This window comes from Methylocystis bryophila (assembly GCF_027925445.1).
In the GTDB taxonomy this organism is placed as follows: domain Bacteria; phylum Pseudomonadota; class Alphaproteobacteria; order Rhizobiales; family Beijerinckiaceae; genus Methylocystis; species Methylocystis bryophila.
Genome location: NZ_AP027150.1, coordinates 22,814 through 48,926 on the forward strand (window position 1 = coordinate 22,814; position 26,113 = coordinate 48,926).

The 26,113-nt window shown below is 60.5% G+C and carries 19 protein-coding genes and 4 pseudogenes; 12 read left to right on the plus strand and 11 right to left on the minus strand.

The window, feature by feature from the left end; genetic code table 11:
* Position 1 precedes the first annotated feature (1 nt).
* The 5 genes from scpB to QMG80_RS21075 all read left to right on the plus strand — a co-directional run bounded on the left by scpB (position 2) and on the right by QMG80_RS21075 (position 3,209).
* A complete protein-coding gene (gene scpB / locus QMG80_RS21055) occupies positions 2 to 706 on the plus strand; it encodes an SMC-Scp complex subunit ScpB (protein WP_085773932.1) in 705 nt (234 codons plus the stop codon).
* 292 nt (positions 707 to 998) lie between these two features.
* Positions 999 to 1,304, plus strand: a complete 306-nt coding sequence (locus QMG80_RS21060) for a type II toxin-antitoxin system MqsR family toxin (RefSeq protein WP_085773931.1) — start codon at positions 999 to 1,001, stop codon at positions 1,302 to 1,304.
* A 2-nt stretch (positions 1,305 to 1,306) separates the two neighbouring features.
* On the plus strand, positions 1,307 to 1,726 hold the full coding sequence (locus QMG80_RS21065; protein ID WP_085773930.1) for a type II toxin-antitoxin system MqsA family antitoxin: 420 nt from the start codon (positions 1,307 to 1,309) through the stop codon (positions 1,724 to 1,726).
* 119 nt (positions 1,727 to 1,845) lie between these two features.
* Entirely contained in the window at positions 1,846 to 2,184 is a 339-nt protein-coding gene (locus QMG80_RS21070) for a hypothetical protein (RefSeq protein WP_210190845.1), read from the plus strand.
* Positions 2,106 to 3,209, plus strand: coding sequence for an ISKra4 family transposase (locus tag QMG80_RS21075; RefSeq protein WP_158658928.1), 1,104 nt, complete (start codon positions 2,106 to 2,108; stop codon positions 3,207 to 3,209). The genes QMG80_RS21070 and QMG80_RS21075 overlap by 79 nt, the downstream gene beginning before the upstream one ends.
* 290 nt (positions 3,210 to 3,499) lie before the next feature.
* Here QMG80_RS21075 and QMG80_RS21080 read toward each other — a convergent pair whose 3' ends face one another.
* Entirely contained in the window at positions 3,500 to 7,210 is a 3,711-nt protein-coding gene (locus QMG80_RS21080) for a chemotaxis protein CheB (RefSeq protein WP_085773926.1), read from the minus strand.
* A 710-nt stretch (positions 7,211 to 7,920) separates the two neighbouring features.
* A complete protein-coding gene (locus QMG80_RS21085; RefSeq protein ID WP_085773925.1) occupies positions 7,921 to 8,694 on the minus strand; it encodes an SPFH domain-containing protein in 774 nt (257 codons plus the stop codon).
* Positions 8,695 to 9,087: 393 nt separating this feature from the next.
* Between QMG80_RS21085 and QMG80_RS21090 the strand changes: the two genes are divergently transcribed.
* The 4 genes and pseudogenes from QMG80_RS21090 (at position 9,088) to ltrA (ending at position 12,542) form a co-directional block, all read left to right on the plus strand.
* The gene (locus tag QMG80_RS21090) at positions 9,088 to 9,450 is read left to right on the plus strand and encodes a hypothetical protein (RefSeq protein ID WP_085773924.1); all 363 of its coding nucleotides are present in this window, start codon (positions 9,088 to 9,090) and stop codon (positions 9,448 to 9,450) included.
* 294 nt (positions 9,451 to 9,744) lie between these two features.
* Positions 9,745 to 10,263 (plus strand): annotated as a pseudogene (locus QMG80_RS21095) (tyrosine-type recombinase/integrase); the annotation flags it as partial.
* A gap of 129 nt (positions 10,264 to 10,392) precedes the next feature.
* Positions 10,393 to 10,563: pseudogene (locus tag QMG80_RS21100) on the plus strand (Tn3 family transposase); the annotation flags it as partial.
* Positions 10,564 to 11,375: 812 nt separating this feature from the next.
* Positions 11,376 to 12,542 (plus strand): group II intron reverse transcriptase/maturase, encoded by a 1,167-nt coding sequence (gene ltrA / locus QMG80_RS21105; RefSeq protein WP_490722680.1) that lies wholly within the window; start codon positions 11,376 to 11,378, stop codon positions 12,540 to 12,542.
* A gap of 64 nt (positions 12,543 to 12,606) precedes the next feature.
* On the opposite strand, the gene QMG80_RS21110 is transcribed toward ltrA, so the two are convergent.
* The gene (locus tag QMG80_RS21110; protein WP_085773922.1) at positions 12,607 to 13,746 is read right to left on the minus strand and encodes an ISL3 family transposase; all 1,140 of its coding nucleotides are present in this window, start codon (positions 13,744 to 13,746) and stop codon (positions 12,607 to 12,609) included.
* Between the two features lie 662 nt (positions 13,747 to 14,408).
* On the opposite strand from QMG80_RS21110, the gene QMG80_RS21115 reads away from it, so the two are divergent.
* Genes QMG80_RS21115 through QMG80_RS21125 form a run of 3 tightly spaced genes read left to right on the plus strand, consistent with a single transcriptional unit; the run spans position 14,409 to position 17,986 of the window.
* On the plus strand, positions 14,409 to 15,113 hold the full coding sequence (locus QMG80_RS21115) for an ABC transporter ATP-binding protein (protein WP_085773921.1): 705 nt from the start codon (positions 14,409 to 14,411) through the stop codon (positions 15,111 to 15,113).
* On the plus strand, positions 15,070 to 16,518 hold the full coding sequence (locus tag QMG80_RS21120; RefSeq protein WP_245300307.1) for an ABC transporter permease subunit: 1,449 nt from the start codon (positions 15,070 to 15,072) through the stop codon (positions 16,516 to 16,518). The genes QMG80_RS21115 and QMG80_RS21120 overlap by 44 nt, the downstream gene beginning before the upstream one ends.
* Positions 16,519 to 16,534: 16 nt before the next feature.
* Positions 16,535 to 17,986 (plus strand): ABC transporter permease subunit, encoded by a 1,452-nt coding sequence (locus QMG80_RS21125; protein WP_085773920.1) that lies wholly within the window; start codon positions 16,535 to 16,537, stop codon positions 17,984 to 17,986.
* Positions 17,987 to 18,105: 119 nt separating this feature from the next.
* Here QMG80_RS21125 and QMG80_RS21780 read toward each other — a convergent pair.
* The 8 genes and pseudogenes from QMG80_RS21780 to QMG80_RS21165 form a co-directional block, all read right to left on the minus strand.
* Positions 18,106 to 18,608, minus strand: a pseudogene (locus QMG80_RS21780) (transposase); the annotation flags it as partial.
* A gap of 380 nt (positions 18,609 to 18,988) precedes the next feature.
* Positions 18,989 to 19,151, minus strand: a pseudogene (locus QMG80_RS21785) (transposase); the annotation flags it as partial.
* Positions 19,152 to 19,430: 279 nt separating this feature from the next.
* Positions 19,431 to 20,216, minus strand: coding sequence for a hypothetical protein (locus QMG80_RS21140; protein ID WP_085773917.1), 786 nt, complete (start codon positions 20,214 to 20,216; stop codon positions 19,431 to 19,433).
* 495 nt (positions 20,217 to 20,711) lie between these two features.
* On the minus strand, positions 20,712 to 22,193 hold the full coding sequence (locus QMG80_RS21145) for an efflux transporter outer membrane subunit (protein ID WP_085773915.1): 1,482 nt from the start codon (positions 22,191 to 22,193) through the stop codon (positions 20,712 to 20,714).
* 27 nt (positions 22,194 to 22,220) lie between these two features.
* Complete coding sequence (locus tag QMG80_RS21150) at positions 22,221 to 23,429, minus strand: ABC transporter permease (protein WP_085773914.1); 1,209 nt, start codon at positions 23,427 to 23,429, stop codon at positions 22,221 to 22,223.
* Positions 23,426 to 24,181 carry an ABC transporter ATP-binding protein gene (locus QMG80_RS21155; protein WP_085773913.1) on the minus strand — a complete coding sequence of 252 codons (756 nt, stop codon included), beginning with the start codon at positions 24,179 to 24,181 and terminating at the stop codon, positions 23,426 to 23,428. Before QMG80_RS21155 ends, QMG80_RS21150 begins: the two co-directional genes overlap by 4 nt.
* The gene (locus QMG80_RS21160) at positions 24,178 to 25,470 is read right to left on the minus strand and encodes an efflux RND transporter periplasmic adaptor subunit (RefSeq protein WP_158658926.1); all 1,293 of its coding nucleotides are present in this window, start codon (positions 25,468 to 25,470) and stop codon (positions 24,178 to 24,180) included. Before QMG80_RS21160 ends, QMG80_RS21155 begins: the two co-directional genes overlap by 4 nt.
* A gap of 94 nt (positions 25,471 to 25,564) precedes the next feature.
* Positions 25,565 to 26,023, minus strand: coding sequence for a hypothetical protein (locus QMG80_RS21165; RefSeq protein WP_158658925.1), 459 nt, complete (start codon positions 26,021 to 26,023; stop codon positions 25,565 to 25,567).
* Positions 26,024 to 26,113: the final 90 nt, after the last annotated feature.

The following is a 26,113-nucleotide window of genomic DNA, read 5'->3' on the forward strand; positions in this document are numbered from 1 at the left end:
CATGGCACGCCCGAAAGCGCGCGAACCGGAATTCTTCGACGCCGAGCTCGCCGATTTGCCGCGAGCGGCGCGCTGGCGCGAATGGATGCTGCGCGTCGAGACGGCGATCTTCGCCGCGCCTTCGCCTGTGCCGCGCGAAATGCTTGCCAGACTCGTCGGCAAGGATTGCCGACTCGACGCCCTCATCGAGGATCTCAAAACCGAATTGCGCGGGCGTCCCTACGATCTGGTCTGCGTCGCCGGCGGCTGGCAGCTGCGCACGAAACCGCGCTTCGCTGGCGCGGTTCGCGTCGCGCACGCGGGCGAGCTGCGCGACGCCGGCGCGCCGGAGCTCACCCCGGCCGAGCTCCTGGCGGTGACTGCCATCGCCTATCTGCAGCCGGCGACCAGGGGCGAGATTTCCAGGCTCGCCGGCAAAGAAATCAGCCGCGACGTCATCGGCGTCTTGAAGCGCCATGGGCTCATCGACGCGAGCCTGCGCGCGCCCGAGCCGGGGGCGCCCTTCGCCTATGTCACCACGGCGAAATTCTTGGAGGTTTTTGGGCTTGGTTCCCTGCGCGAGCTGCCCGACATTGAGCGGCTCGAGGACGAGGGGCTGTTGCAAAAGCCCCAGGAGGACATCGAGCTTGACGGCGCGTTGGGGCTTGGCGCCGGCGACCCGCTATTCGACGGGAACTTCGAGTGCGACGAAACGAATCTGGGCTGACGTTTTGGCGCCGGCCGTCGCTTGAAAGGCGCGCTCGCGCAACACGCCGGAGGTTTCTTCGGCTCCACCATAAGAGCCGCGAATTGACAATCCATGATTTTGTCGGCGCGAACCTGCGGGATTTCATGCGCATGAACGCAAGGTGAGGATCCACCTGTCAAGGGTTGGGGTAAGAGTGGCCGCCGCTCCAGACTCCGCTGCCCCACAGTATTGCCGATCTTCGAGGCTCGAAAAGAAAGCCATTTCAATTTCGGCGTTGTCGTGCCACCTTTATGGTGGTATGGTCGCGCGAATGGAAAAGCGCCGACCGACTTATGATCTCGACGCCATAAAGCTGTCGATCGGTTCGGTCGAAACCCTCGTGATCACGACCTCGGCCTTGCGTGACGCCACCGCGCTCGGCTTCGACCGCGGCGGCATCGTGCAAACGATAAACAGCATCGAGCGCGTGATGTTTTACAAGTCGATGACGACCTTCGCGAACCATCGACTTTGGCAGGACGTCTATCATGTCCCGTCGCGCGGGCTGACGCTCTACATCAAATTCCAGGCGGACGTCGTCACCGATTTCTCGGTGGTTTCGTTCAAGGAGAAATGAAAATGGCGAGTGGGAAGCAACCTCTTCCAAACACGATGGTCGCGCCGGACACCGGCGAGGTCCTGACACGCGGCGTGCGGCCTTTCTTGGTCTCCTACAAGGGCGAAGCCATCAACGTGGAGCTTCCGGGTTACTATCCGGCGGGCGCGGGGGAGGGGGTGCACGTCGGAGACGACATGGCCGTCGTCGACGAGGCTTTGCGTGGGCTGAAGGAGAAAATCGAAGGCTTGCTTTCTCCCGCCACGATCCGCCGTGTGCGCACGAAGCTCAACTTGTCGCAGCGCGAAGCCGGCTTGCTGCTCAAGGTCGGCGAGAACGCTTTCGACAAATATGAGCGCGGACTCATCGAGCCGAGCGGGCCGACGAGCCAGCTGCTGCGAATTCTCGATCGGCATCCCGAGATGGTCGACGAATTAAGATGACGGGGCTTGCAACGGCCTCCCCGCTCTTGAGAGCATGCAAAATCGTGGTGGCGTCAATTTTTGATGGCTAAGCTCCGGCTCATTTGGGAGGCTGGGCTATGCAGAAATTGGTGTGGCGCGTGAAGCTTGTGGCCGATCTTGGCGCGGGACCGGAAGCCGAGATCGAATTGGCGCAGATCGAAAGAGAGGATTGGGCCGTTCCCGAAACGCTCGGCCTGACCCTGGCCGAGGGAAAGCAGATTACCGCGACGATCCGAACCGAAATGGTTCGCGCGCAAGCGGCGACAATGGGTGAGCGTTTCAAATACTGTGCGCATTGCGAGTCGGCCCTGTCTAGCAAGGGATATCGATCCGTCACCTTTCGTCCCTCTTCGGCGACGTGCCGCTTCGAGTTCGTCGGTTCGTCAGCTGCCAATGCCGTGAAATCGCAGAGAAACCCATATGTTTCTCGGTGTTGATGCCTGAAGGCGGCATGGCGCCCGAACTCGCCTATGTGACCGCAAAGTTCGCCGCGCTCGCGCCTTTTGCCAATGTCGCCGATCTACTTGCGGAACTGCTGCCCGTCGGCGGCGCGGTCAACGCTGGCACAGTGCGCAATCGAGCCCGCCGCGTCGGCGCGCGCATCGCGCGGCTACGCCCGGAGGGAGCCGCGGATCCGGACAGCGATGCGGTGACTCCTGCGGTCGTGATCGGTCTCGATGGCGGCTATCTGCGTAGCCGGCATCGTCGTCCCGAGCGAAATTTCGAGGTGATCGCCGGCAAAGTGCTCAATCTTGACGGCTCACAGCATCGCTTCGCCTTTGCGCGCAACGGCAATTCCGCGAGAGAATTTGCCGATGCAGTCGTAGGCGCCGGGGTCCGCCTTGGAACGCCGACCACAGTACTTTCCGATGGCGATGCTGGGCTATGGAAGTTGCAGCGGCAAGTGTTGCCACAGGCGACCCTCGTCCTCGACTGGTTTCATATCGCCATGCGTTTCGAACACGCCTTGCAGGCGGTGCGCGGCTTCGGCGCCGGTACTTGCAACGACTACCTCCGCAGTCATCCAATCCGCGAACTTGAGAACTCCAAGTGGAAACTTTGGCACGGTCTTTCGAGCGCATGTCTCGGGCGCTTGGCGCATCTGACACATTGGTTTGACGCCGCTCATGTCAGGGACGTCAGAGGCGCCGCCACAGTCCAGCGACACATCAACAATCTGATCGAATATCTTCATGCCAATGAACTTGCACTCGTGAACTACGGACGGCGACGCCATGATCGGCAGCCGATTTCAACCGCTTTTGTTGAAAGCGCGGTCAACGAAATCCTCTCGAAACGCATGATCAAGAAGCAGCAAATGCGATGGAATAGATGGACTGTGCAGCCCTTCCTTGACGTGCGCGTCGCCGTCCTCAACGACACGCTCGTTGGTTCGTTCAAGCGACTCTATCCAGACTTCCGACCAAACAACGAAAATCACGCCGCGCGGATGTCAGCGTGACAAACCCCACGGCTTTGCATGCTCTCGCTGCCGTCCTGCGCCAAGCTCGCGCACCCTGACGGAGGCTGAAGCGCCCTCGACGTAAGATGGCAAGGCCTCAGTCCGAGCGGCAGCTTGGGAACGACCGCTCAGTCCGATCGCGGCGATCAGCCCCTGCGCTTCGAGAATCTCGTTGGATTTCTCGTCGAAGCTTTGCGCCAAGGCAGTGGCGCGCCACCAGTCGGCCTTCCGGGAGTCCAGATTCTAAGTTGGGATCAGCATAAGTGCAAACGAAACTCTGAAGGATGTCATCACTTAACACGATCGCGGAGTGTCCGTTGAATGACGCGCAATAGCTCTTGTGGGTCGACCGGTTTGCTCAGAACGATGAAGCCGGTTTCCTCAATAGTGCGCAAGGCCACCGCTTTAATATCACCGGTCAAAACGATAGCCGGAATTTCCTCGCTCACCGCTGCGCGCAAAGCTGCAATCGCCTGCAAGCCGTGCATCGATCCCGAAAGCATGTAATCGGAGAGTATAAGATCGGGCTTGACCGCCTTGTCGGCGATCGCCAACGCGCCCTCGCCGCTTACTGCCTCGACGACCTCATATCCCTCAAGTCTCAAAAACGAGGCCAACGATTCTCGCACGTCCGAGTTGTCTTCGATGAGCAAAACAACACCTCGACGATCGTTCCGGCTTTCGTGCTGCCGCTGCGTCGGTTGCGCCGCAACGATCGGCTTCGCCGCCGCTACGCGCGGAACTTCTATCGCGAACGTCGAGCCTCTTCCTTCGCTCGAACGCATGTCAATCGCATGGCTTAGCAACTTGCCCAAACGATCCACGATCGAGAGGCCAAGACCTAGGCCGCCTTTTCCTGGGCAGTTATGAGCTTGCCGGTATTCTTCGAATATCTGCGAAAAGTGGTCTTGTGAAATGCCGATGCCCGTATCAAGAACTTCGATACGCAAGCGGTCGCCGCGATGTCGGCAGCCCAGAAGAATTTTCCCCTTGTCACTGTAGCGGATCGCGTTCGAGAGCAGATTGCGAACCATCGCCATAAGCAGGCGCGGATCGCTCCTCACCTGCAGCCCGCATGAAACATAGCGCCACTGCAAGCCCTTGCCTTTAGCGACTTCTGCAAACTCGGATGCGAGGCTGTCGAGCACGTCGGCGACCTTGAATTCCTCCAAATTCGGCTGGATTGCTCCGGCTTCGAGGCGGTTGATGTCGAGCAGCGAAGCCAGAATGCCCGACATGTTCTTAATGGCCTGGTCCGACTTGACCAGCACCTCCAGCGCCGGCTCGTCTTTGACAATGCGCCTCAGAAGGCCTTGCAAAATGACCAGGGCTTGCAGCGGTTGCCGCAAGTCGTGGCTCGCCGCAGCAAGAAAGCGAGACTTCGCCAAATTGGCCGCCTCCGCCGCCTTCTTAGCGAGCGCAGTCTGCTCCGCTGCCTCTTTGAATTTTTCGCTCGCCTTCAAATCGGAGAGGTCGGCGAGATTGATGACGACCCCGTTAACGAGATCGCCCTCGGTGCGGTAGGGCGAGATCGTGCACAGATACCAGAGGCCAGTCCCGCTCTCGATTTCGTGCCTCTTTGGCGTGAGGGTGGTCAGCACGCTTTGAGCTTCCGCCACCATATTGACGCTGGAGAATCGGGGCATCAGATGGGCGAGAGGGCGACCGATGTCGGACGGGATGAGATTAAAGAGCGGGGCGCAAGCCGGCGTAAAAAAGCGAACCTTGAGATCCTTATCGAGAAACAGCGTCGCGACTTCGGAGCTCTTTAGAATGTTTTCGAGGTCGTTGCTGGTTTTGCTTTCCCGCGCGAGGCTGTCCTGCAGCTGGCTGTTGCTGGTAATGAGTTCTTCATTGAGCGATTGCAATTCCTCGCGCGAGGTTTCGAGCTCCTCGTTGGTCGATTGAAACTCCTCGTTCATCGAGATCGCTTCTTCGTTGAGCGAAGTCAGCTCCTGGTTGGAGGCCTCGAGGTCGCGGATGGTGCTTTCGAGCTCATTTCGGGTTGTTTCGAGCTCCGCCTCCAATTGAGCAGCCCTTGAGGATTCGGCTGGGAGCTCGATTGCGGGAGAGACGCTCTGCGCGGGCGAGTCGGAAAAGCTGACGAGCAAAAGCTCGGCCCCTTCGTGCCTCACGGGACGCGCCGAAATATTCACGACGACCACCCCGCCTTCGCGCTTCACTTTCGCGCGAACCGTTGCGGGTGCGTCATCGGCGCAGGCCCGGCGCACCGCCATGCGGAACGCGGAGGTCAGTCCACTGCGCAGCAGCGCCGGCAGATCACAGTTCAGCTCCCCGGTCGCTATGCGCAAGTAGCGATCTGTCGGCCCAAAAAAATACAAGCCCTGTTCTTTGCGATTGATGAGAACGGCTGCGGGGGCGAAAGTTTCGAGCAACAGTTGCCGGGCGAATTCGCCAATGCCCAGGCGTTTGCGTTCTGCCGACATCGCGACGCGTGGCCACAGCGAACGCACGCCGTCGCCGATCTTGGGGGCCATGGCCGCGCCGGTCGCCCTTTCGCTCCCGATACGACGAAAGACGCGCTGCGCATTGGCGACCGGCACGAAACGGTCGCTCAGCTTGCCGATGGTTTCGGCCGCCCCTAGAAACAGAAAGCCGCCCTCCCGCAAGGCAAAGTGGAAAAGCGCCAGCACCTTTTCCTGTTCGATCGGCTGCAGGTAGATCAATAGGTTGCGGCAGGAGACGAAATCGAGCCGGGAAAACGGGGGATCGGTCAGCAGGTCTTGCACCGCGAATACAATGGCGTCGCGCAGATCGCGGCTAACCCTGAAGCCATGGTCCTCGAGCTTGAAGAACCGCTGCAGGCGCTCCGCCGTAACGGCGGCGGCGATTGTTTCCGGGTAAAGGCCATTGCGGCCGAAGGCTACGGCGTCTGCGCTGATGTCGGAGGCAAAAATCTGCAGCTTCAAATCCCGCTGTTGCACAGCAAACTCTTCGAAGAACAGAATGGCGAGTGAGTAGACTTCTTCGCCGGTGCTGCAGCCCGGCGTCCAAACGCGGACAGGCGCATCATCCGAATGTTCCCGCACGATTTCGGGAATGACATATTTGGCGAGCGCCTCATAGGCTGCCGGGTCGCGGAAAAAGCTCGTGACATGAATCAGCAGGTCCTTGGCGAGCGCTTCCAGCTCACGCCCATCCTTGTTCAGCGCCTCGATATAGGCGTCGAAGTCGGTGATCCCCGCAGCCGCCATTCGTCGTCGGATGCGGCGCAGCAACGTCGCCGTCTTGTAGTGAGAAAAATCATGGGCGGTCCGCGCGCGCAGCAGCTCGATCAGCGCGGCGAGCGGCGCGCTCGCCGTTTCTTCGAGGGAAGCCGCAGCCTTGCGATCCCCGGCGACGTAAGGGTGTTTTGCGTATCGCAGGAGCGCGCCCGGAATTTGCGCCGCTGGCAGAATGAGATTGACGAGACCGGTGGCGATCGCGGCTTGAGGCATGCCGCCGTAAGCCGCCTCCCCGGGCTCCTGCGCGATGACAAGCCCTCCCTTTTCGCTGATCGCCTTGAGCCCGAGGCTGCCGTCGGAGCCCGTCCCCGACAGAATGACGCAAATCGCGCGTTCTCCAAAGTCATCCGCCAAGGAATTCAAGAAGAAGTCGAACGGCATGCGCGCGCCACGAAGCGCGTGCGGCTCGGAAAGCTGCAAGACGCCGTCGCGAATGGACAGCTCGGCGTGGGGGGGGATGACGTAGAGCGCGTTAGGCTCCAGCACAACGCCGTCTGCCGCCTGGGAGACCCGCATCTTCGTGTCCCGCCCGAGCAGATCGACCATCATGCTTTCGTGGGTGGGATCGAGATGCTGAATGAGCACAAAGGCCATGCCCGTATCTGCGGGCAACACATCCAGCAGCTTGCGGACAGCTTGGAGGCCTCCGGCGGAAGCGCCAAGCCCAACCACGAGAAAATCGCAACCCTTGGGTTGAAAAACGCCTTCCGGTCTCGGGTTTTGCTCTCTCGGTCCCGCGGGGACAACCATGGACATTTGGTTTTTCCGTTTCGGCCGCGCTTATCCTGTATTTAAGCAGTCGTTCAATCCTGCGGGCAACCGGCGAACCTTGAAGGCGCACCAATGTCTCGCTTAGGCTTTGCCTTTTATCGAAGAAGTTTTCGCATTCTCGCGGCATGAAGACCGAGAGGACTTCGCCGATCTTGTGCCAGAGGCCATCGACGGTCGGCTTGGCGGTTCTCGCTGCAGTCCCTTGAGCCTCGAGAGAGCTTTTTAGGCCGGATTGAAGTGGAACTGAAGCATAATGTGGAGACCTCCGCGCCAAAAACCGGCCAGAAGGTTGGCGCTTGTGGCTCATTTTCACATTTCACGATTTCACCGGTCGCAGTCACGCCGGCCGCGTCGACGACCGGTTAGGGTCAACCTGCGCCATCAGCGCACTGTTCCAACGGGTCTGCTCGTCCCCAAATCACAGCCGCGACGCGGGCGCAGATTATGAACGGACCTGCCCGCTGGAAGCAGCCGCGGCAGCTTGCCCCATTTCCGGTCATCGCGAACGTGCGCCATCCCGTTTGCTCGGCGTGCGGCTCGAGACGGGTTCGCGCCATCCCCAGACATTCGCAAGCCATGGCGGTGCTTCTGAGTCGTGCCCCTAAAGGACTAGGAATTTGAGGTGATTGTGACTGTGATGACGGGTGCGCTCTGGCGGGACATCCGCTCCCGCTTTTTCGGGATCATGCTCTCAACTATTTTGACGATGAATCCTTTGACATTAGTGCGATGGCTTCCTGCACTGTGGTCATGAACTGTGCGGGGAAGATGATGGTTGAATTCCTTTCAACGGAGATCTCAGCCATCGTTTGGAGAGTACGGAGCTGAAGCGCGACGGGATGCTGTGTGATGATGTCCGCGGCTTCGCCGAGCTTAACCGAAGCCTGATATTCTCCTTCGGCGGCCACGATTTTTGCGCGACGCTCGCGTTCCGCCTCCGCTTCTTTTGCCATTGCGCGTTGCATATTGTCGGGCAGAATAATGTCTTTAATCTCGACCGCCGTCACCTGGGTGCCCCATGGCTCCGTGTGGAGGTCGATGACATTCTTGATTTGCTCATTGATGCTCGCAGTGTCCGAGAGAAGTTGATCGAGGCTGAATCGCCCAACGACATTGCGTACGGTGGTCTGGCTGATCTGATTGATCGCATCGTAGACGTTCTCGATCGCGATCACGGCTTTTTCCGGATCGGAAATATGATAGTACGCGACCGCTGCGATATCGATCGAAACGTTATCTTTCGTGATGATTTTTTGCGAAGGGATTTGCATCGTAACAGTGCGCAAGGATACGCGCACCATCTGTTGGATGGGACGGAAGATGAGCGTGAGCCCGGGTCCGCGCGCACCCTCAAATTTTCCCAGAAGAAAAACGACTCCTCGCTCATACTGCTTAAGGACGCGGAGCGACCCGACGACATATAGGGTTGCCGTAGCGCCAAGAATCTCGAGGATGTAGATCCAATTCATGGTGTTTCCATTAGGTTGTCTCGCCACAACAGACATTACAGGCGACGGCCTAAGCTACGCCTGCTTCAACCCGTTTGCCAGTCATGAACGCATTTTGTCGTCTCGTCCGTTCGGGGTCAAAGCTCGACGAGCAACCCTGTCGCTCGCCTCGCCCGCAGTTCCTCGGGAAGCAGCCCTTCGCCGGGCGCGCCAGATTTTGGCGCCAAGTGCACACAAACCGCACGGGGGGAATTTGTGAAAGGCTTGTTTCGCCTCGTCGCTTGAAAGATCGGCCGGGATCGGACACTTTTTGTATTCACTCACCCAACACAACGGAGCCATAGAGTTTTTGGTCTGGCAGGCGAATCTGGCCTGTCCCGGCGGGTAAATGTCCGGCCAGGGAAATGAATGCACATGACATCACAGCAAGAACAAGAGCCAAAGCCGCTGCCGACCGATCTGGTGGACAAAATACGCGAAGCCGCTCGAAGGTTGTGGCTATTCGTGAACAGCGAATACCAAGAAGGCGACGGCACGAAAATGCGTGGTAGGCGCAGGCATCTCGACACGATTCATGCCCTGCGAGCGATCGCGGCCGACATCGCTTTCTGTCCGCATTACCTGCTAGAGCGCGGCTCCGACCAGCGGTCGGCGCTGGAGCACGCCATCTCTCTCTTGAGATACACCGACGATTGGATTGATGAGGGGCGCGCAGAGGCCCTCGCGTCCGAATTGGAGGGCCGGATCGTCGAGGCCGACGAAGAAATGAAGGCATAGTGCCGCGCGCCGATCACTCCTCGATGAAGCCGCTCAAACCCCACCATAGCTGAACGCGCAATCGGCGGAGACATCCGGTCGATTTGCATGCCTTCGAAAGACAGAAGCAGCGGTCTTTCTTTCCAGGTGGGGAGAGGTGCGTCTTGTCCGTTGTGGGTCAAGGAACTAAACCGCTCTCGCGGTAGTTTGCGGCCGGCGCTCAGGGGCGTTGTGGGAGGGGGCGAGGTAACGGGTAGGCGGCGAACTGTCTGAAGATCGTGGGGTTAGCAACCTCGCTTCAGACAGGAGCAGCGCATGACAAAGGAGTGCATCACCCCGCTTCGCCGGCGCATGATTGAAGACATGACCGTTCGGCATTTGGCCTCGGAGACACAGCGCAATTACATCCGCGCGGTCAAGACCTTGGCGAGCTTCCTGGGTCGATCGCCGGACACGGCCACGGCCGAAGACCTGCGTCTTTTCCAATTGCGCTTGAACGCGACCCACGTCCGGCCGCCGACGATCAACGCTACGGTCACGGCGTTGCGGTTCTTTTTCGGCGTGACTCTCGATCGGGCCGAGGCGGCTCGGCATCTGACCTTCGTCCACGAACCGCGCAAGCTGCCGGTCGTCCTCAGCCCCGAGGAGGTCGCGCGCCTCTTGGAGGCGGCGCCCGGCGTCAAATACAAGGCCGCGCTCAGCGTCGCCTATGGCGCCGGCCTGCGCGTCTCCGAGGTGGTCTCGCTGAAAGTCTCGGACATCGACAGCACGCGCATGATGCTCCGCGTCGAGCAAGGCAAGGGCGGCAAGGATCGTTACGCGATGCTCTCGCCGCAGTGGGACCGTTAAATTTTCTGGGGTGTGGTCCACCGCATTGCCGTCTCCCTCGAAGCCGGCAGCTATCTTTTCTAGAAGGCGTTAAGATTCCGCACACAAGCACACCCCTGCAAATCTAACGGCCTCGAGCTGCGCGCGCGCGGCGAAGTCCTCCCCGACGAGATTCTAGCCCATGTCGCGCCGCTCGGCTGGGAGCACATCACCTTCAACGGCGACTATGTCTGGCCGACCGAGCCGCTCCAAAACGCCTTCCGGCCTCTCAGGAACCCGCGATCCGAAATACTCGATGCGGCTTAGCGTAGGATTTTGGGAAGATTCTGCTTGCGACAGGACAAGCCCTGGAAAGGAGGATGAAGCACTGACCTGAAACCTTTCGCAGCGATCCAGAGGGTTCGACGCCCTCCCGGTAGAGGCGCAGCCCGCCAGCCGGAAGCGAGTCTTGCATGGGCGGCGGCGACGTCGCTCGTGAAGCGTAGACAGCGGATGCTGAAGCCCTGTGTGAGCCTCGATATTTCCTACCTGTTGAGGCCTTCGGTTTGTGGAACCCGGGGGCAGCATCGAGGAGACCGCCAAAGGCGAGGTTTCCTCGGCTCGACCGGGGTCCCAGAGCAGGGCAGAGGCATGGGACGGATCGCCAGGGAACCTGTGAGATCCCGCTCGCGTCCACGAGCGCGACGAGCCGGAACGCGGAACGCCGGCTGACCAATTGTTCCAGGCCCGACGACGGCGACCTCTCCGTCCGTCGGGAGCGCCTCGGCGAGCACGAACGAGAGAGGAGCGCGTGGGTCCCGCGACCGAACCAATAAGGGAGCGAGAGTGCGTGGGCGGGAAGTCGTAGCGCCCTCATATTACCTGGGAAAGCGGGGAACCGAGCTCATCGGGACCCGTCGGAGGAAAGGGGGGCGTCATGAGGAGAGAACCGTTAGCCTGAAACACGGGAGGGGACACTGGACCCCATAAACCTGTCCACGAACGGACAACGGATAGCCGAATTGGCGAAGACGAAACGGGGAACGGCGCTTTGTTCGCTTCACCACGTCATCGACATGGATTGGATGAGGGAGGCCTTTTGGCTGACCCGCAAGGACGGCGCTCCGGGCATCGACGGCGTGACAGCGCAGGATTATGAGGCGAACTTGGAGGCCAATTTGTTGGGTCTTCTTGAGCGCATCAAGTCCGGCCGCTATCGTGCGCCGCCAGTCCGCCGAGCGTACATCCCGAAAGCGGACGGCTCGCAGAGGATGCTCGGCATTCCAACTTTCGAGGATAAGGTGGCGCAACGCGCCGTGACGATGATGCTTGAAGCGGTCTACGAACAGGATTTCTTACCCTGTTCGTACGGCTTCCGCCCAGGCCGCTCGGCCCACCAAGCGCTCCGCACCTTGCAGAGCGTCCTCTGGGCCAAGCGGCTCTACTGGGTGATCGATATCGACATACGCAAGTATTTCGACTCGATTTCGCATTCTCATCTCCGAACGTTCCTCGACCAACGAGTCACGGACGGCGTCATCCGACGGATGATCGACAAATGGCTGAATGCAGGAGCCGTTGAAAACGGTCTCCTACGCCGCACGACCGAGGGCTCCCCGCAAGGGGGCGTGATCTCGCCCTGCCTCTCGAACGTTTTCCTGCACTATGTGCTGGACGAATGGTTCGAGACCGTGGTGAAGCCGCGCCTTGGAGGAGAGAGCCTCCTTGTCCGGTTCGCTGACGACGCGATCATGGCGTTCGACAATCTCGTCGATGCCCAACGCGTCTTGGCGGCACTGGGCAAGCGTCTTGCAAGGTTTGGGCTCACGCTCCATCCGGACAAGACGCGCCTCGTCGACTTCCGCCCACACATGACAGAGAGCGCGCGACATCCGGAAACGGATGGGACCAACTTCGACTTTCTCGGCTTTACCCACGTCTGGGGGCGGTCGCGGAAGGGCAAGAGCATGGTCAGGCAGGTCACGGCCAAAGGCCGCTTGGCCCGCGCGGTGGCCGCGGTGAGCGATTGGTGTCGGCAACACCGACACGAACCAATCCGCGACCAGCATCGCCACCTGTCATCGATGATGCGGGGCCACTTCGCCTACTACGGCGTCGGCGGCAACATTCGACGACTGCGAGGGTTCGCCCATCAAGTGGGGCGAATATGGCGGAAGTGGCTGTCTCGGCGAGATCGCCAAAGCGTCGTCACATGGACGCGCTTCAACGAACTCTTGAAACGCCATCCTCTGCCTTCAGCCAAGATCGCCCACGGATACGCCACCGCGAGCGAATCTCACTCGTGAAGAACCGGATGCGGGAATTCCGCTCGTCCGGGTCTGCGAGGGATGGGGGCGGCAACGTCCCCATCTACTCGGCGATGACCCCACGCTGCTGAATTTCCTCGAAGAGTTGTCTGCCGCCCCTGCATCCTTTCGCCCAACGGCCAGCAAGATAATCCTGAAAATAGCGCGGCGATTTTGGCGTCGGCGCGCGCTGGCGGCGTTCGGGCATTTCGTTTGCGTGCACCCCCTTCCTGACGGTGCGCCAATTGACGCCCATTTCCAAAGCGATGCCGCGAATGTTCCTTCCCTCAGCCTTCAGAATCTGGACCTTTTCAAACATCGCCTGTCGCGAACGTTGGTGGGCAAGTCGCTTAAGATAGCGGTCCTCCGCGATCACTTGCCGCCCTGGCGTGCTGCAAGCAATCAAGCCAACGTCTTCGCCTTCAGCTCTGGGCAAGGAGGGACACGCCAAGCCCTTGTCGGAGCGGCTCAACCGGTGCTCAATCCGCTCCCGCATATTCTGCAGTAGATGAAACCGATCAGCGACCTGGCGCGCTTCCGGCGCGCCTTGGCGTGTTCCCTGCGCATAGAGTCCGCAGCGATCCCGACTGACGACTTCTATATTCGGATGCTGGCGCAGCCAGTCCGCCGTTTCTTCCGCCGAGCGCCCAGGCAGGACGTCAACAACCTCACGTCGTTCCAGATCCACCATCACGGTTCCGTAGCCCTCTCCCTTCCGCCAGCTCCAATCGTCGATGCCCAACACACGAACGTCGATAGTCTTGCGGGTCGCGCCTCGCTTCAACTGCCGCAGAAGGGTATCGTCGCTCGCCGGCATGCCGAGACGGTTTATTAGCCGCTCGCTCGGCTTGCCTCCGACGCCATGCGCAAATAGTTGGAGAAGGTGGCCAACGGGTAATGTCCGACGCGCGTGTCGGACAGCAATCCCAGGAAGCTGGTCAGAAAATGTCTTTCGCGCACACGACCCGTTCAGACAACGCCAACGCGTCATCAAAACTTTCAAAGCGACAATCGCGCCTTGCGCCGGCAGGTCCTGTAAACAGCGTGAATATCGACTGTGCCGCCGTCGTGATCGCACACCACATCCCGGACAAGAACCGATCTCCCGCGCGGCGGCCGAAATTACCCAACGACCGTCATCGCGCTCAACGGCCATAATTCTGACGCCCGGCCCCAGCGTCCATGTTGATGATTTTGCTCGCATACGGCTCAATACGGGCCAGGGAGTCACCAACCCGTAAAAAGCACGAAAAGTGAGGCAGTCCCATTTAGACGTATATTGTCAAATTCGCCGTGTCCGATAAGCCGCTGAAATCACGCGACGTGATTTCTAATTTTCAGACGTACGCTGACAATGGCGCGGTCGATCTGGGCCATGCTGACGAAAGGCATGGATTATAGAGTTCCTACGGCCGCCGCGATCTAAGCAAACGCGAGGATCCAGTAGCTAGAGGGACGTCGGGCGTGTGAGGAGGTCGTCGAACGGTAAGGACAAATGATCGGTCAGATCCGGTTCTGGAAAAGCAGTCTTCCTCACCGAGCTTTCAGCTCGCGAAAGTGATTTGCAACAGGTCCGCGCATCTCCATACCTGCCCGCGGTCGTGACAGACTGCGTCTCAAGGCCTGATACATGACCGCACACGATCACACGGCCAAGCCGATCGAAACATCTTGCGCGAACGGTGGCATCCATACGTGAGGAAGACCCAATCAGATGAGGCCGCTGCGAATTCGGAATTTCTAACAGATGTATCTCGACACCTGGAGATCTCCTTGCCATGATCCCGAAACCTCTTCATAATTAAGGCGTGGGCGAAGGCGCAATGCGGCGACTGTTGCTCGATCCACGCCTATTTGGAAATATCAATGATCAAAACGCGGCACCTCAGTAAAATTTTCGATCAAACACGGGCGCTCGACCAAGTTGACCTCGACGTGGCGAGCGGAGAAATCTATTGTCTACTCGGGGCTAATGGTGCCGGAAAAACGACACTTATCAACATTTTGCTAAATTTCGTCGAGGCGACCGAAGGGAATGCGTGGATCGATGAAATCGACGTCGCAGCGCGCCCCCGCGAAGCGAAACGGCAGGTCGGCTATATCCCCGAGCAGGTCACGCTTTATCCCACGCTCTCGGGCATCGAAAATCTCGATTATTTCGTGTCGCTCGCCGCTGGTCAGCGGCTTGAACGAACTCGTCTGTTGGAACTACTCGAAGACGCCGGACTAGATCGTGCCGCCGCGGATCGCCGAGTGGCTAAATATTCTAAGGGAATGCGTCAAAAAGTTGGAATTGCAATCGCCTTCGCGAAAGAAGCGAAAGCGCTTCTGCTCGACGAACCGACATCCGGTCTCGATCCGCAAGCCGCCAACGAATTCTCGCGCCTCTTGAAGAAGGCCGGCGAACGAGGCGTCGCGATCCTGATGGCGACACACGATCTCTTCAATGCGAAACAAACCGGCACGCGTATTGGCATTGCGCGTGCCGGGCGGATCGTCAAAGAGATTAGCGCACGAGACATCGGCCATGCCGATCTCGAAGCGGTTTATCTCGACGTCATGCGAGCTTGACTTCGTCCTGCGCTTGGAGGTCGCCATGATCGCTGTCATCGCCAAAAAGGATCTACGCGGCTTGATCCGCGACGGCCGTCTGCCATTTGTCGGCGGGTTGGCCCTGATTCTGCTGTTCACCTCTATCGCCGCGGGTTGGCGACTACAAAGTGAAACAGCTGCCGAACGCGCCACGGTGCAAGAGCGGGGATACGAAACCTGGGTGAAACAGGGCGCGAAAAATCCTCATTCGGCCGCTCATCTCGGTATGCACGTCTTCAAGCCGGAGCCGCCGCTCGCGCTGTTCGATCCAGGTCTGGAGCCCTTTGTCGGGCAGTCAGTCTGGCTCGAAGCGCACAGGCAAAACGATTTTGGATTCCGACCCGCGCAAGATGCTACCGGGCTGCGTAGGTTTGGCGATCTATCGGCGGCTTATGTTTTGCAAATCCTAATGCCGTTGGTCATAGTGGTTCTAGGCTTTGACGCCCTGGCAGGTGAGCGGGAAAGCGGGACCCTGCGACAACTCGCCAGCATTGGCGTCGCGCCGGGACGCCTTCTGTGGGGGAAGGCGCTCGCGATTGGCGGAGCCTCGGCAGCGTTGTTGATCCCTGCGCTCGTTCTCTCGCTCATCGCGACTTTCCAAGCGGCCACGGCGGGCGTGGTCGCAGACAATCTGGCGCGCCTCATCTGGCTATTTGTTGGCTACAGCCTCTATCTCGGCACATTTCTGTTCGTTACACTCGCCGTATCGATAAGCGCGCCGAATACGCGCATTGCGCTCGTCGCGTCGTTGGCGATCTGGGCGACCATCACGATCGTGGTCCCGCGCGCCGCTTCGGAGGCCGCGCAGGCCTACCTCCCCACACCTTCGCGAATGGACTTTGACTCGGCGCTCTCAGTAGATTTGGACGCTGCTCAACACAAGGCCTACGAAGAAAACTTCCACGTGAGCAGTTGGCAGCAACTACCCGCGGAGGAATCTGGACGAGCGCTACGCATCGACGATCACGCGGGTTATGGCGTTTTCGACAAGCATTACGGGACATTGTGGGATCTGTTCGAGCGCCAGCAGCGCCTTCAGGAATGGCTCGGAATCGCGTCGCCGCTAGTGGCGCTGCGGAGCGTTTCGGTCAGCATGGCCGGTACCGACCTTGCGCAACTGAGGCGTTTCGCCGTCGCCGCAGAAGCGCATCGCAGGCTCATTCAGGACATGATGAGCAGTGAGCGCATGGCCCATCCGGCCGAGGGATATAACTATCAGGCTCCCGCCGAACTCTGGGCGAAAGTCCCCCCTTTCAGGTTTACGGAGCTAGAGAGCGCCGAGGCGGTTGCGCACTGCTGGAAGGAACTCACCGCATTGAGCGTCGCATTCGGGCTGTCACTGCTTGCTGCGACTGTCACGGCGCGGCGCTTGAGTCCGATGTGAGAATGGAAAGCGAGCCGTGACTGGATTCGACCTTACTTATCGCACTCAGAGCCGCCTTCTGACCATCGCCCGACAAGAGCTCGTTATTTTATGGCGTGACAAAAGTCTGCCAACGTTCCTCCTTCTGCTGAGCGTTTTGCTTGTCGGTGGACTCTCGGACGGGCTTCACCGGATTAGCGCGATGGACACAAAACTCGCGCGCGCCGCGGAGCATGACAGACCGTTGGGGCGGATCGCCGAACAGTTGAGTTTGGCCGAAGCATCAGGCGCTGTGACGCCTCTCGCGTCCCCTGTGGTGGCGGCTCTAAATTCGGCATCACAATACGCGATGATGCCTACCTTGCCTCTCGCGCCTCTGGCACTTGGTCAGTCGGACCTACTTGCAAATCCGTTAATTCCAGACGGAATGTCGGAGGCGCAGTTTCTGTATGACAGCGACATCGGCAACCCTTGGCGTTTGGCGACCGGCCACTTCGATGTCGCCTTCGTCGTCGTTTTCCTCCTGCCGCTACTCATTTTCAGCCTGAGTTATAATCTTCTTTCTGGAGAGCGCGAGCTAGGTACGCTTCGCTTGCTGCTCACGCAATCGGCCTCGCCCACCATGGTCGCGTTGGGAAAAACCGCGACTCGAGCGATCATTATTGCAACACCACTATTGGCGCTGCCTCTCCCCACGATGCTTTTATTTCGTCCCATTCCGAACCTGTCGGAGTTTTTCACTGCGGGAGCGCTTTGGGTGGCACTGACACTGGCCTATTGTCTCTTCTGGCTATCGCTCTCCGTGCTCATCAACTCCTTTTGCAGGTCGTCTGCTTTCAACGCGTTGGCCCTCGTGGGGTCGTGGGTCGTCCTGACGCTCGTTGTCCCGGCCGCGCTCAATCTCGCCGTCGATGCACTTTATCCCTCGCCATCGCGCGCCCAAATGATCGGAATGCTCACCGAGCTTAGCGAACAGGCCGCGCGCCGCAACGCGGATCTCGATCGGACGGATTACGGTGCCATGAGCGATCCTGGTACTAAGGATGGCAAGTTCGTCATTCCATCTATGGCGATTCGAAGCGCAAATATGCAGAAGGAAGTCTCGGAGGCGATGCGTCCATGGGTCGAGCGTTTCGAAATTCGCTCCGCCGAGCGGCGAAGCTTTGTCGGCGCCTCTCGAATCCTATCCCCCGCTGCCACTGTGTTCGAAGGGCTGAACGTTCTCAGCGGCACTGACGCCGATCGCCATTCCCTTCTGAGGTCATCCGCGGCGCGCTTTTATAGGGAAGAAACTGAGCGCGCGCTGCCGCGACTGTCGACGGGGACTCCCACCACAGCAGCCGAACTCCGCTCATTGCCGCGATTCGTATGGGCTGAGGATCGGTTTGCTCCCTCATGCCACGCAGCAGGGAGCCTCGCTCAAATACTAGCGCCAACCGCGTTGGTCATCATGGCGGCGCTTTTTCGCCTGCGCAGCATGTCCGTCTAGGGCCTGTTAACACAAATGAAAGGTTAACGGCTCCATCAAGCATGGATGGAAGTGACTGATTCGGCATGCGCTTGGTTGTCGCCTCTGTGGGGTCTTAGTCACTTTCCGGGGAGATTGATTTATTGGAGAGGCAGCATTCGCGCCTGCAACAATTCGATGCCCGCGCGGCCGAACATGGCCCGTTTGAGGGTTTTCAATCTGTTGATTTGGCCTTCGGCCTAGCCACTGCTCCATGGTTCGACGATCGCGTTCCTGACTGCGTCGATGTCGCGGCTCAACACTCGCGCGAACTGTTGTAGGGCACGGATACCGGAATGGCGCGCGTCATCGAGCCAGGAGCCGAGCTTGTCGGGCTCCGCACCTCGTAAAATGCCACGAAATAGCATCGCCAGTCCGCGCATGACGACAAAGCTCGGGGAAGCTTCTCTCAATACAGCGACCTTGGCGGCCTGAGAATGGGTAAGCATTCGCGTTGGTTTCATGCAAAGAGCGGGCGCGGCCATCGGAGAAATTGCCAGCCGGTCGCGGGCTCCATGGCGCGGTCCTCTCTCGTCGGCTCTCTCCGCCGGCTTGTCTCCGGACGCTCCACGCGCCGCCATTCGGAAAGAAGGCGCTCCAAATGGGATCGGCTGCCTGTGTAGCCGCGATTTCGCACGTCGTGAAACAGTCGACGGCCGATCTTGTCGCCGTCTGCCCATCGGCGGGCAAGAAACTCCTGGAAATATAGTGGCGAACTCGGCTTCAGGGTCACTCGCCGACGATCCGGCAAAGAATCCGCCTCAATCCATTTGGCGATCGTCCCACGGCCGATCCCGATCTCCGCGGCGATGGCGACATAGCTCTTGCCCGAGGCGAGGAGGGCCTTGGCCTGCGCGAACATCTGCAGCCTTGCGTCACGATTTCTGCTGCGCAGCACCAATTGACGATCGCCCGGGGCAGGCGGAAGTCGGGAGCGACCGCCGAAGCAGCTGACCGCCGTCCTCTGCCGCTCGATGGCCTCGCGCACGTTTTGCAGCAGATGAAACCGGTCGGTGACCTGGCGGGCCTGTGGAGCGCCCTGCCGGATGCCCTGGGCGTAAATTCCGCAGCGGTCGCGGCTCACGGTCTCGATCTCTGGCTGGCGCGCAAGCCAATCCGCGGTCTCCTTAGCCGAGCGGGTCTTCATGACATCGGCGACGGTTCGGCGCTCCAGGTCGACGATGATGGTCCCATAGGTAAAGCCCGGCGTCTCGGGCAGAGCAGGGGAGACGTAACCGTCGCTCCGCTCGGCGGCGAAAGCCGGAGTCGCCCGGGCGAAAAGGCGGGTTGCCGCCGATCCTGGTTGCTCGAGCCACCGCTCTCTTAATTGCTTGCGCAGTTGAGGATGGTCTGCCTGTCTTTCCAGTCGCGTGTATTCGCCTATCGAAGGTTCGAGCTTTCAACTGGCCTTGCGGAGCCGTGGCGATTACACCTGCAGCGGCTTCGCTATGTGAAGTCGAGGAGCTTCACGTCTGGCATAGACCCCGCAAAGAATGCGTTCGCATTGGCGTCTGGATAGGCGCGTGCGGGTCATCAGTACTTCCACCATATTGCTGAGCTCAGTGTGAAAGCACTCGAACCGCGATACGGCGGTTCTTTCGAACCAGCCTACGATTTTCGTGGCAAGCGCTTGTCGATCGTCCTCGCTGAGAGATGAGCGTTTGAATAGCTTATTGGCGTACGACTCGGCGAGTTGGAGAACGGCCTTATTGTTCCGGTCATCTGCTCCTGCGGTCGCCGAGCCCGTAACGATCTCTTCGGCAATCCGCGGCGCGGCGTATCGCAGGAGATGAATGGCGTCGATTTCCGCAGGCTTCATCGGGTCGTTGAAATAGAACGCAAAGTCCTGCTCGTTCTCGAATGTGAAGTCGACCTCCCAGAGTTCGCTCGGCGTGCTGTTTGGAGGGCGCCGTATCGAGAGAGCTCGCGTGCGCAAACCCAGCGATGCAGAAATAATCGCGACTCCGGCGAGGCGAGCTGCTGTGCGCCGGCGGCCCGAGGCGCCATCGACCACGGCACTTCGTCGCTCCACCCGGCGCTCGAGGGCTCGCAGCGACCTAGCGGCCCGGCGGCCCTCTCCTTCGAGCCTTTCCGCCTCGCGGCGCAGCGCCAATTTGCGCTCAATGGTGTCGGACGGCGCGGCGTTCTTCGACTGGCAATCAGACCGTGTAGAACGAATCTTGCGGCGCTTGTGGGGGATGTAATGACCCATGAAATCCTCCTATATATTTGATCTTTTCATCGAGTAAGAACGCAGCTAAGCGGACGCTTCTAATTGGATCTGGCGGATGGATCCCCGTCCGGCTTCACTCTCTTTCTCTCCCCCCCAGCAGCTTCCGAGCGCGATGAAGAACGCCACGGAGTCGCTGACTCGTTTGGCCTCGGCACGGGCTCGTGGTGTGACGGCGGGGAGATGGCCGCGCTGCGCGTCGACGAGCGCGAGTTGCGCGTCCCCAAAAAGCGCGACGCGTATCCACAGAGAGGCCACATCTCTGGTGACGCAATGAAGGTTGCCCCGCCTCCTGGCTGCGATGGAGCGTCACGCCGTTGAGAGCGGTTCGACGGATTTCGCCCGCAAAACTGTGGACAGTCCCGCCCGGCTGATTCCACCGCGTCCGCTTGAATGCGGCCGTGCCGGCATTCGCGGAGCACGTGAACTGCGAGATTTCATAAGAGCGATCTGAATGCGCAAAAGTCTTCATGTGATTCAGCCTCCGCCCTCCACTGTGCTCGCCTCTCCCCATCCTCCTCCGAGCGCTGCATAGAGGGCGACGGTGTTGGAGAGACGCTGGGCCTCGGTCTGCACGCGCGCGAGCGCGGTGTTCAGATAGGAGCGCTGCGCGTCCACCACGACAAGCTGTGACACGCCGCCAAATTTCTGCTGCAGGCGGACTCTCTCGAGATAGCGCTTGGCGGCGCTCTCCGCATTGCGCGCGGCGGCGACGGCGCGTGCGTCCGATTGCAGCGCGCGCAAGCCATCGGCGACGTTCTGGAAGGCCTTCACCACCGTGTCGCGATATTGCGCCTTGGCCTGATCGAGCGCGGCCTCGGCGGCTCTCTGCTTGTTTTGCAGGGTGAAGGCGTCGAAGGCGGTGAACGCGGCGTTGCCCGCGAGCTGATAGCCGAAGGTCCCGGGTTGAAAGAGATATGGGATGAAGAAGGCGCTGGTCTGGCCGGCCGCGGTGAGCTGAATACTGGGCAAGCGAGCGGCGAGGGCGACGCCGACCTGCGCGCTCGCCGAATGGAGATTGGCTTCCGCCGCCCTGATATCGGGACGTTGGCCGACCAGCTGCGCTGGCAGGCTCACGGGAAGATTACGCGGCAGCGAGAATTGCGACAGCGCAAAAGTCTCCTCGACTTCATCTTGCGGCAGGCGGCCGGCCAGCGCGGTGAGAGAATCGCGCTGCTTGGCGAGCAGAGACTCGAGCGCCGGCAGACGCTGGTGCGCCTGCGCCACCGCGGTCTCCTGCGAGAGAACGTCGATCGAAGACACGGCGCCTTTGGAAAGCTGCAGCTGCAGCAGCGCGAGCCTGTCGGCCTCGAGCCCGATCACCTGGCGCGTCACGGCGATTTGCGCGCGCAGCGAGGCTTCCTCGATCGCGGCCTTCGCGACATTGGCGGCGATCATGACTTGCGCGCCGGCCATCAGAAAACCCGCGTTCTCGGCCTGCGCGTCGAGCGACTCGAGGTTGCGGCGCGCGCCGCCCCAAACATCCAGCGTGTAGCTGATTTGCACCTGCTTCGTGTAGAGCGAGAAGGGCGTCTGCGTGACGGTGGAGTTGGTCGCGTTTCCCGAATAGAGGTTGTAGGTCGGATTGGAGGTCAGGCCGACCAGCGGAAACAGCGGGCCGACGCCCGCTTCGGCGTTGTAGTGAGCGACGCCCATCGCCGCCACGGCCGCCTCGATCGTCGCATTGTGCGTCAGAGCGTCTTCGATGAGACCGTCGAGACGCGGCGAACGAAACGCCTCCCACCAGCGCTCCGAAACCTCCGCGCCTTGTTGAAAGCGCTGTCCATTGCCAGGCGAGGCCGTCGGCTCTCGCGTGAAGCGTTCGGCAGGCGGCGCCGCGGGCGTCTCGAAATCCGGGCCCACGGCGCACGAGGAGAGCATGAATGTGTTTACGAAGATAAGCGGAATCGCGCCGGCAGCGCGCATCTTGTCGTTGGCGTTCGTCTTTGAGCGTTTCATCCGTCCGCCGTCAGCCCGGGGCCGCCTCTATTCGCGCCGCAGCGCATCGATCGGATTGAGAGCCGCAGCCCGATGCGCAGGTATGTAACCGAACACAATGCCCACCCCCGCCGAGGCGAGGACGGCGACGGCGATGGTCTCGAGGCCGAGAACGAGCGGCCAGCCGGCGGATTGCGCCACGGCATAGGCGCCGATCACCCCGAGCGCCAATCCCAGGGTTCCCCCCGCGACGCAGAGCACGACGGCCTCGATGAGAAATTGCATGAGAATGTCTCGCTTGCGGGCGCCGATCGCCATGCGCAGACCGATTTCATGCGTGCGCTCGGTCACCGACACCAGCATGATATTCATGATGCCGACGCCGCCGACGACGAGCGAAATCGCCGCCGTCGCGGCGAGCAGCCAGCTCATCGTGGCTTGTGTTGCGGTCATCGCTTCGATGGCCTGCCGATTGTCTTCCACGCCGAACCTCTCCGTCCCGCCGTCGCGCATGTGCTTGCGCTCATGCAGCAGGGCGAGAATCGCTTGCTTGGCGGCGTTTCGATCCACTCCTTCGCGGATTCTCAGATAGACCGTGTCGAGCTGATAGGCGGTCGCTCTGCGCGCGATCGGCAGGCGCGAGCGCGCCGTCGTGATGGGAACGATGATATAGTCGTCATTGTCGGTCCCATCGCTCGATCCCCTGCTCCTGCGCACGCCGAGCACGCGCATGGGCACGCCGCTGACGCGCACGGTCTGATCGATCGCCGATTCGTCGCCGAAGAGTTTCCTCGCGACGGTCGGGCCGAGCACGACGACCTTGGCGCCAGCGCGCACCTCGCCGTCGTCGAAAAACCGGCCTTCCGCCATCTTCACATCGAACACGTACGCATAAGCGGCGTCGACGGCCCAGTACTGGGTCGCGTAATTCTGGTTTCCGGCAACGAGTGAGACACTGCCCCAGATCTCCCTCGACATGCCATCGATCTCCGATACCTGCTCCTCGATCGCGCTCGCATCCTTGTCGGTGAGCCGCGCCACCCGGCCGAGCTGCTGGGGGAAGGCGGCGACGGAAAGCGTGTAGGCGCCATGAACGGCGATCTGCTCCTCGAGCCGCTTGGCGGCGCCGTCATTCGCCGCGCCGAGCCCGATGACGCCGGCGACTCCGATGATCACTCCGATCGCAGTCAGCGCGCTGCGCAGCACGTTGAGGCGAAGCGCCGCGACCGCCTCGCGAAAATAGGCACCGAGCCTCATGTCCGTGGTCCCTGCAGGTTCGCGTCGATCGGCGTTTGTCGGGTGTCGTCGATGAGCTCGCCGTCGCGAAAACGCAGCACCCGTTCGGTGTAAGCGGCGACCTCCGGCTCGTGCGTGATGACGATCACTGTGAGCCCCTTCACGTGCAGTTCGGAAAAGAGCCGCATGATCTCCTGCGAGGTTTGGGTGTCGAGAGCGCCGGTCGGCTCATCGGCCAAAACGAGGCTCGGACCATTGACGAGGGCGCGGGCGATGGCCACGCGCTGCTGCTGCCCGCCGGAGAGCTGCGACGGCCGGTGGTGCACGCGCGCTTCCAAGCCCATCTCCGCAAGCCGGGCAAGAGCGAGCGCCTTCTTGTCCAACCCGACCTCCCTCGAGTAATTCAAGGGCAGCAAGACGTTCTCCAAAGCGCTCATGCGCGGCAGCAGATTGAATTGCTGGAACACGAAGCCGATCTTGCGGCTGCGCAGGGCGGCGAGTTCGTCGTCGCCCATCGCCGAAACGCTCTCGCCGTCGATGACGATCTCGCCCGCGGTCGGCTTGTCAAGCGCGCCGAGCAGGTTCAGCAGCGTCGACTTGCCGGATCCCGAAGCCCCCATGATCGCGACAAACTCGCCGCGCTCGATCTCGAAGCTCACGCCGCGCAACGCGGGGACGCTTTCGCCGCCGAGATTATACGTGCGGCTCAAACCGCGGCATTCGACCGCCGGCGCGGCGCTCTTGCAGACAGCATCGGTGGGCGTCGTCGTCATTTCCCCGACCCACCCTTTGCGCGCAGCGCCACCAGATCGCCCGGCTTGATCTCGCCATCGAGTATTTCCGTCGAAGAGTCTCCTTTGAGCCCCAGTCGAACAGACCGTCGCTGCAGCTTGCCGCTCGCATCCACCACCCATAGGACGCCAGAACCGGGACCTTCCCTCTTGTCGCCGTCCGTCTCTCCGCTCGGCCGGAATTTCAACGCTTCGTTTGGCGCAGCCCGCACATTATCTCGCCGCCCGGAGACGATCCGCACGGTGGCCGTCATATCCGGCAAAAGCCGCTTGCCGGGGTTTTGCGCCGTCACGACAGCCGTATAGGTGATAGGTCCCGTGATTTGCGCCGCCGCCGTCGCCGCCGCCGCCGCCGGATTGGCAGCCTCCGCCGCGCTTCTCGTGGCCGCGAGCCTGACCTGCTTGACCACACCCTCGAAGGTCTCCTCCGGATAGGCGTCGACGGTGAACTGCGCCGGGGCGCCGGAGTGCACCGCGCCGATGTCCGCTTCGTCCACTTGCGCGTAGATGAGGATTTGCGAGAGATCGCGGGCGATCTGGAAAAGGATCGGCGTTTGATAGGTCGCGGCGACGGTTTGGCCCGGCTGTATTTTGCGGTCGATCACCACGCCGTCGATGGGGGAGAGAATTTGCGTGTAGTCAAGGTCGATCTTCGCTTGCCGCAGATCGGCTTCGCGCTGCGCGACGACGGCCTTGGCCGAGGCCAGCTGCGCTTGCGCAATTGCGATCTCATCCCTCGAAACGGAGGCCTGTGTCTCGGCCTGCTCCGTGGACATTTCCGAGGCGGCTTGTCCCCGCGCCATGCCTCGCAATCTTTTCGCGTCGCGTTCATGCTGGGAGAACTGGCTTTGGGACTTCGCGAGCGTCGCCTCTTGCAAACTGACCGCCGCCCGGGCCTGGGCAAGACTGGCTGACGCTGCCGACACTTTGGCCTCGAAGGGAGCGCGGTCGATCACCGCCAGCAGCTGCCCTTGTTTGACCTCGTCGTTGAAGGTGACTTTGACCTCGGCAATCGCGCCGGAAACACGGGATCCGACGTCCACGGTCACGAGCGCCTTCACCGCGCCTGTCGCCGAGATGCTACGCTCCACGACTCCCAGGCCGACGGGCCGCGTTTCATAGGCGCCCGGCGGAGTCTTGAAAGTTCCCCAAATGGGCCACGCGAGCGCAAGCACAAACAACGCGACAAGTAGCGCGGCCGCCCATACGGCGCGCTTTCCGCCTCGGCCGAGGCGAGCCAACGAGGCAAGGTATTTCTCCCAGATAGTCACGCCTCCTGTCTCCGTTGCATGAGCGGCTAAGCGGATTTGGCGGCCGCCCTTCGCGCGTGCCGCATTGCGACCGCAGGCCGGCGCCGTTCGAGGTTCAATCGCACTTCTGAGCCACCATTCTCCTTTCAAGGCTTAGTTCATAAGGGCCTCTTGGTCTCCTGGCCTGTGTGAGCAACATATCAACTGCACGAGGGTAACAGCCGAAAGCAGCAAGGTTATAATCCGTCGAGATCAATGTCGAGAGCAATCTATCCAGCAGATCTGGCTCAAGAAGAGGAATTATTACTGCTTCCAGAGCCTCACGCACAACGTTTGCAATCGTTATATAATATGATCTCTCGTTCTCGTTCATGGTTTTATCATTAGCGCAAACGTAGGAAAGTGAACGATATATGGACATAAATTGATTCAGGGCTTTTGGGCTATTTTTTGACTTTGGTGATTCTAAACGTAATAAATCCATAACCATTTCATCAGGCGCCAGCCTCTGAAAGTAAGAATGGAGTTCCTCCATTTCAGCCAGCCTGTTAAAATCTTCGTCACTCAGGCGCATGTTCAGGCTCCAGGGCACTGTTCGCGCAAGACGCGCCTTCATCTCTGTAGGGACTGTAGGTCTCGCGTTCGACGGAAGCGAACGACTCGA

What these genes read in the sequence shown, in the direction of transcription:
- QMG80_RS21080 (WP_085773926.1), bottom strand. Translation starts at nt 7,210, where the DNA reads ATGTCCATGGTTGTCCCCGCGGGACCGAGAGAGCAAAACCCGAGACCG.
- QMG80_RS21090 (WP_085773924.1), top strand. Translation starts at nt 9,088, where the DNA reads ATGACATCACAGCAAGAACAAGAGCCAAAGCCGCTGCCGACCGATCTG.
- QMG80_RS21085 (WP_085773925.1), bottom strand. Translation starts at nt 8,694, where the DNA reads ATGAATTGGATCTACATCCTCGAGATTCTTGGCGCTACGGCAACCCTA.
- QMG80_RS21150 (WP_085773914.1), bottom strand. Translation starts at nt 23,429, where the DNA reads ATGAGGCTCGGTGCCTATTTTCGCGAGGCGGTCGCGGCGCTTCGCCTC.
- QMG80_RS21060 (WP_085773931.1), top strand. Translation starts at nt 999, where the DNA reads ATGGAAAAGCGCCGACCGACTTATGATCTCGACGCCATAAAGCTGTCG.
- QMG80_RS21110 (WP_085773922.1), bottom strand. Translation starts at nt 13,746, where the DNA reads ATGCGAGCAAAATCATCAACATGGACGCTGGGGCCGGGCGTCAGAATT.
- QMG80_RS21155 (WP_085773913.1), bottom strand. Translation starts at nt 24,181, where the DNA reads ATGACGACGACGCCCACCGATGCTGTCTGCAAGAGCGCCGCGCCGGCG.
- QMG80_RS21115 (WP_085773921.1), top strand. Translation starts at nt 14,409, where the DNA reads ATGATCAAAACGCGGCACCTCAGTAAAATTTTCGATCAAACACGGGCG.
- QMG80_RS21120 (WP_245300307.1), top strand. Translation starts at nt 15,070, where the DNA reads ATGCCGATCTCGAAGCGGTTTATCTCGACGTCATGCGAGCTTGACTTC.
- QMG80_RS21065 (WP_085773930.1), top strand. Translation starts at nt 1,307, where the DNA reads ATGGCGAGTGGGAAGCAACCTCTTCCAAACACGATGGTCGCGCCGGAC.
- QMG80_RS21165 (WP_158658925.1), bottom strand. Translation starts at nt 26,023, where the DNA reads ATGCGCCTGAGTGACGAAGATTTTAACAGGCTGGCTGAAATGGAGGAA.
- QMG80_RS21145 (WP_085773915.1), bottom strand. Translation starts at nt 22,193, where the DNA reads ATGAAACGCTCAAAGACGAACGCCAACGACAAGATGCGCGCTGCCGGC.
- scpB (WP_085773932.1), top strand. Translation starts at nt 2, where the DNA reads ATGGCACGCCCGAAAGCGCGCGAACCGGAATTCTTCGACGCCGAGCTC.
- QMG80_RS21140 (WP_085773917.1), bottom strand. Translation starts at nt 20,216, where the DNA reads ATGGGTCATTACATCCCCCACAAGCGCCGCAAGATTCGTTCTACACGG.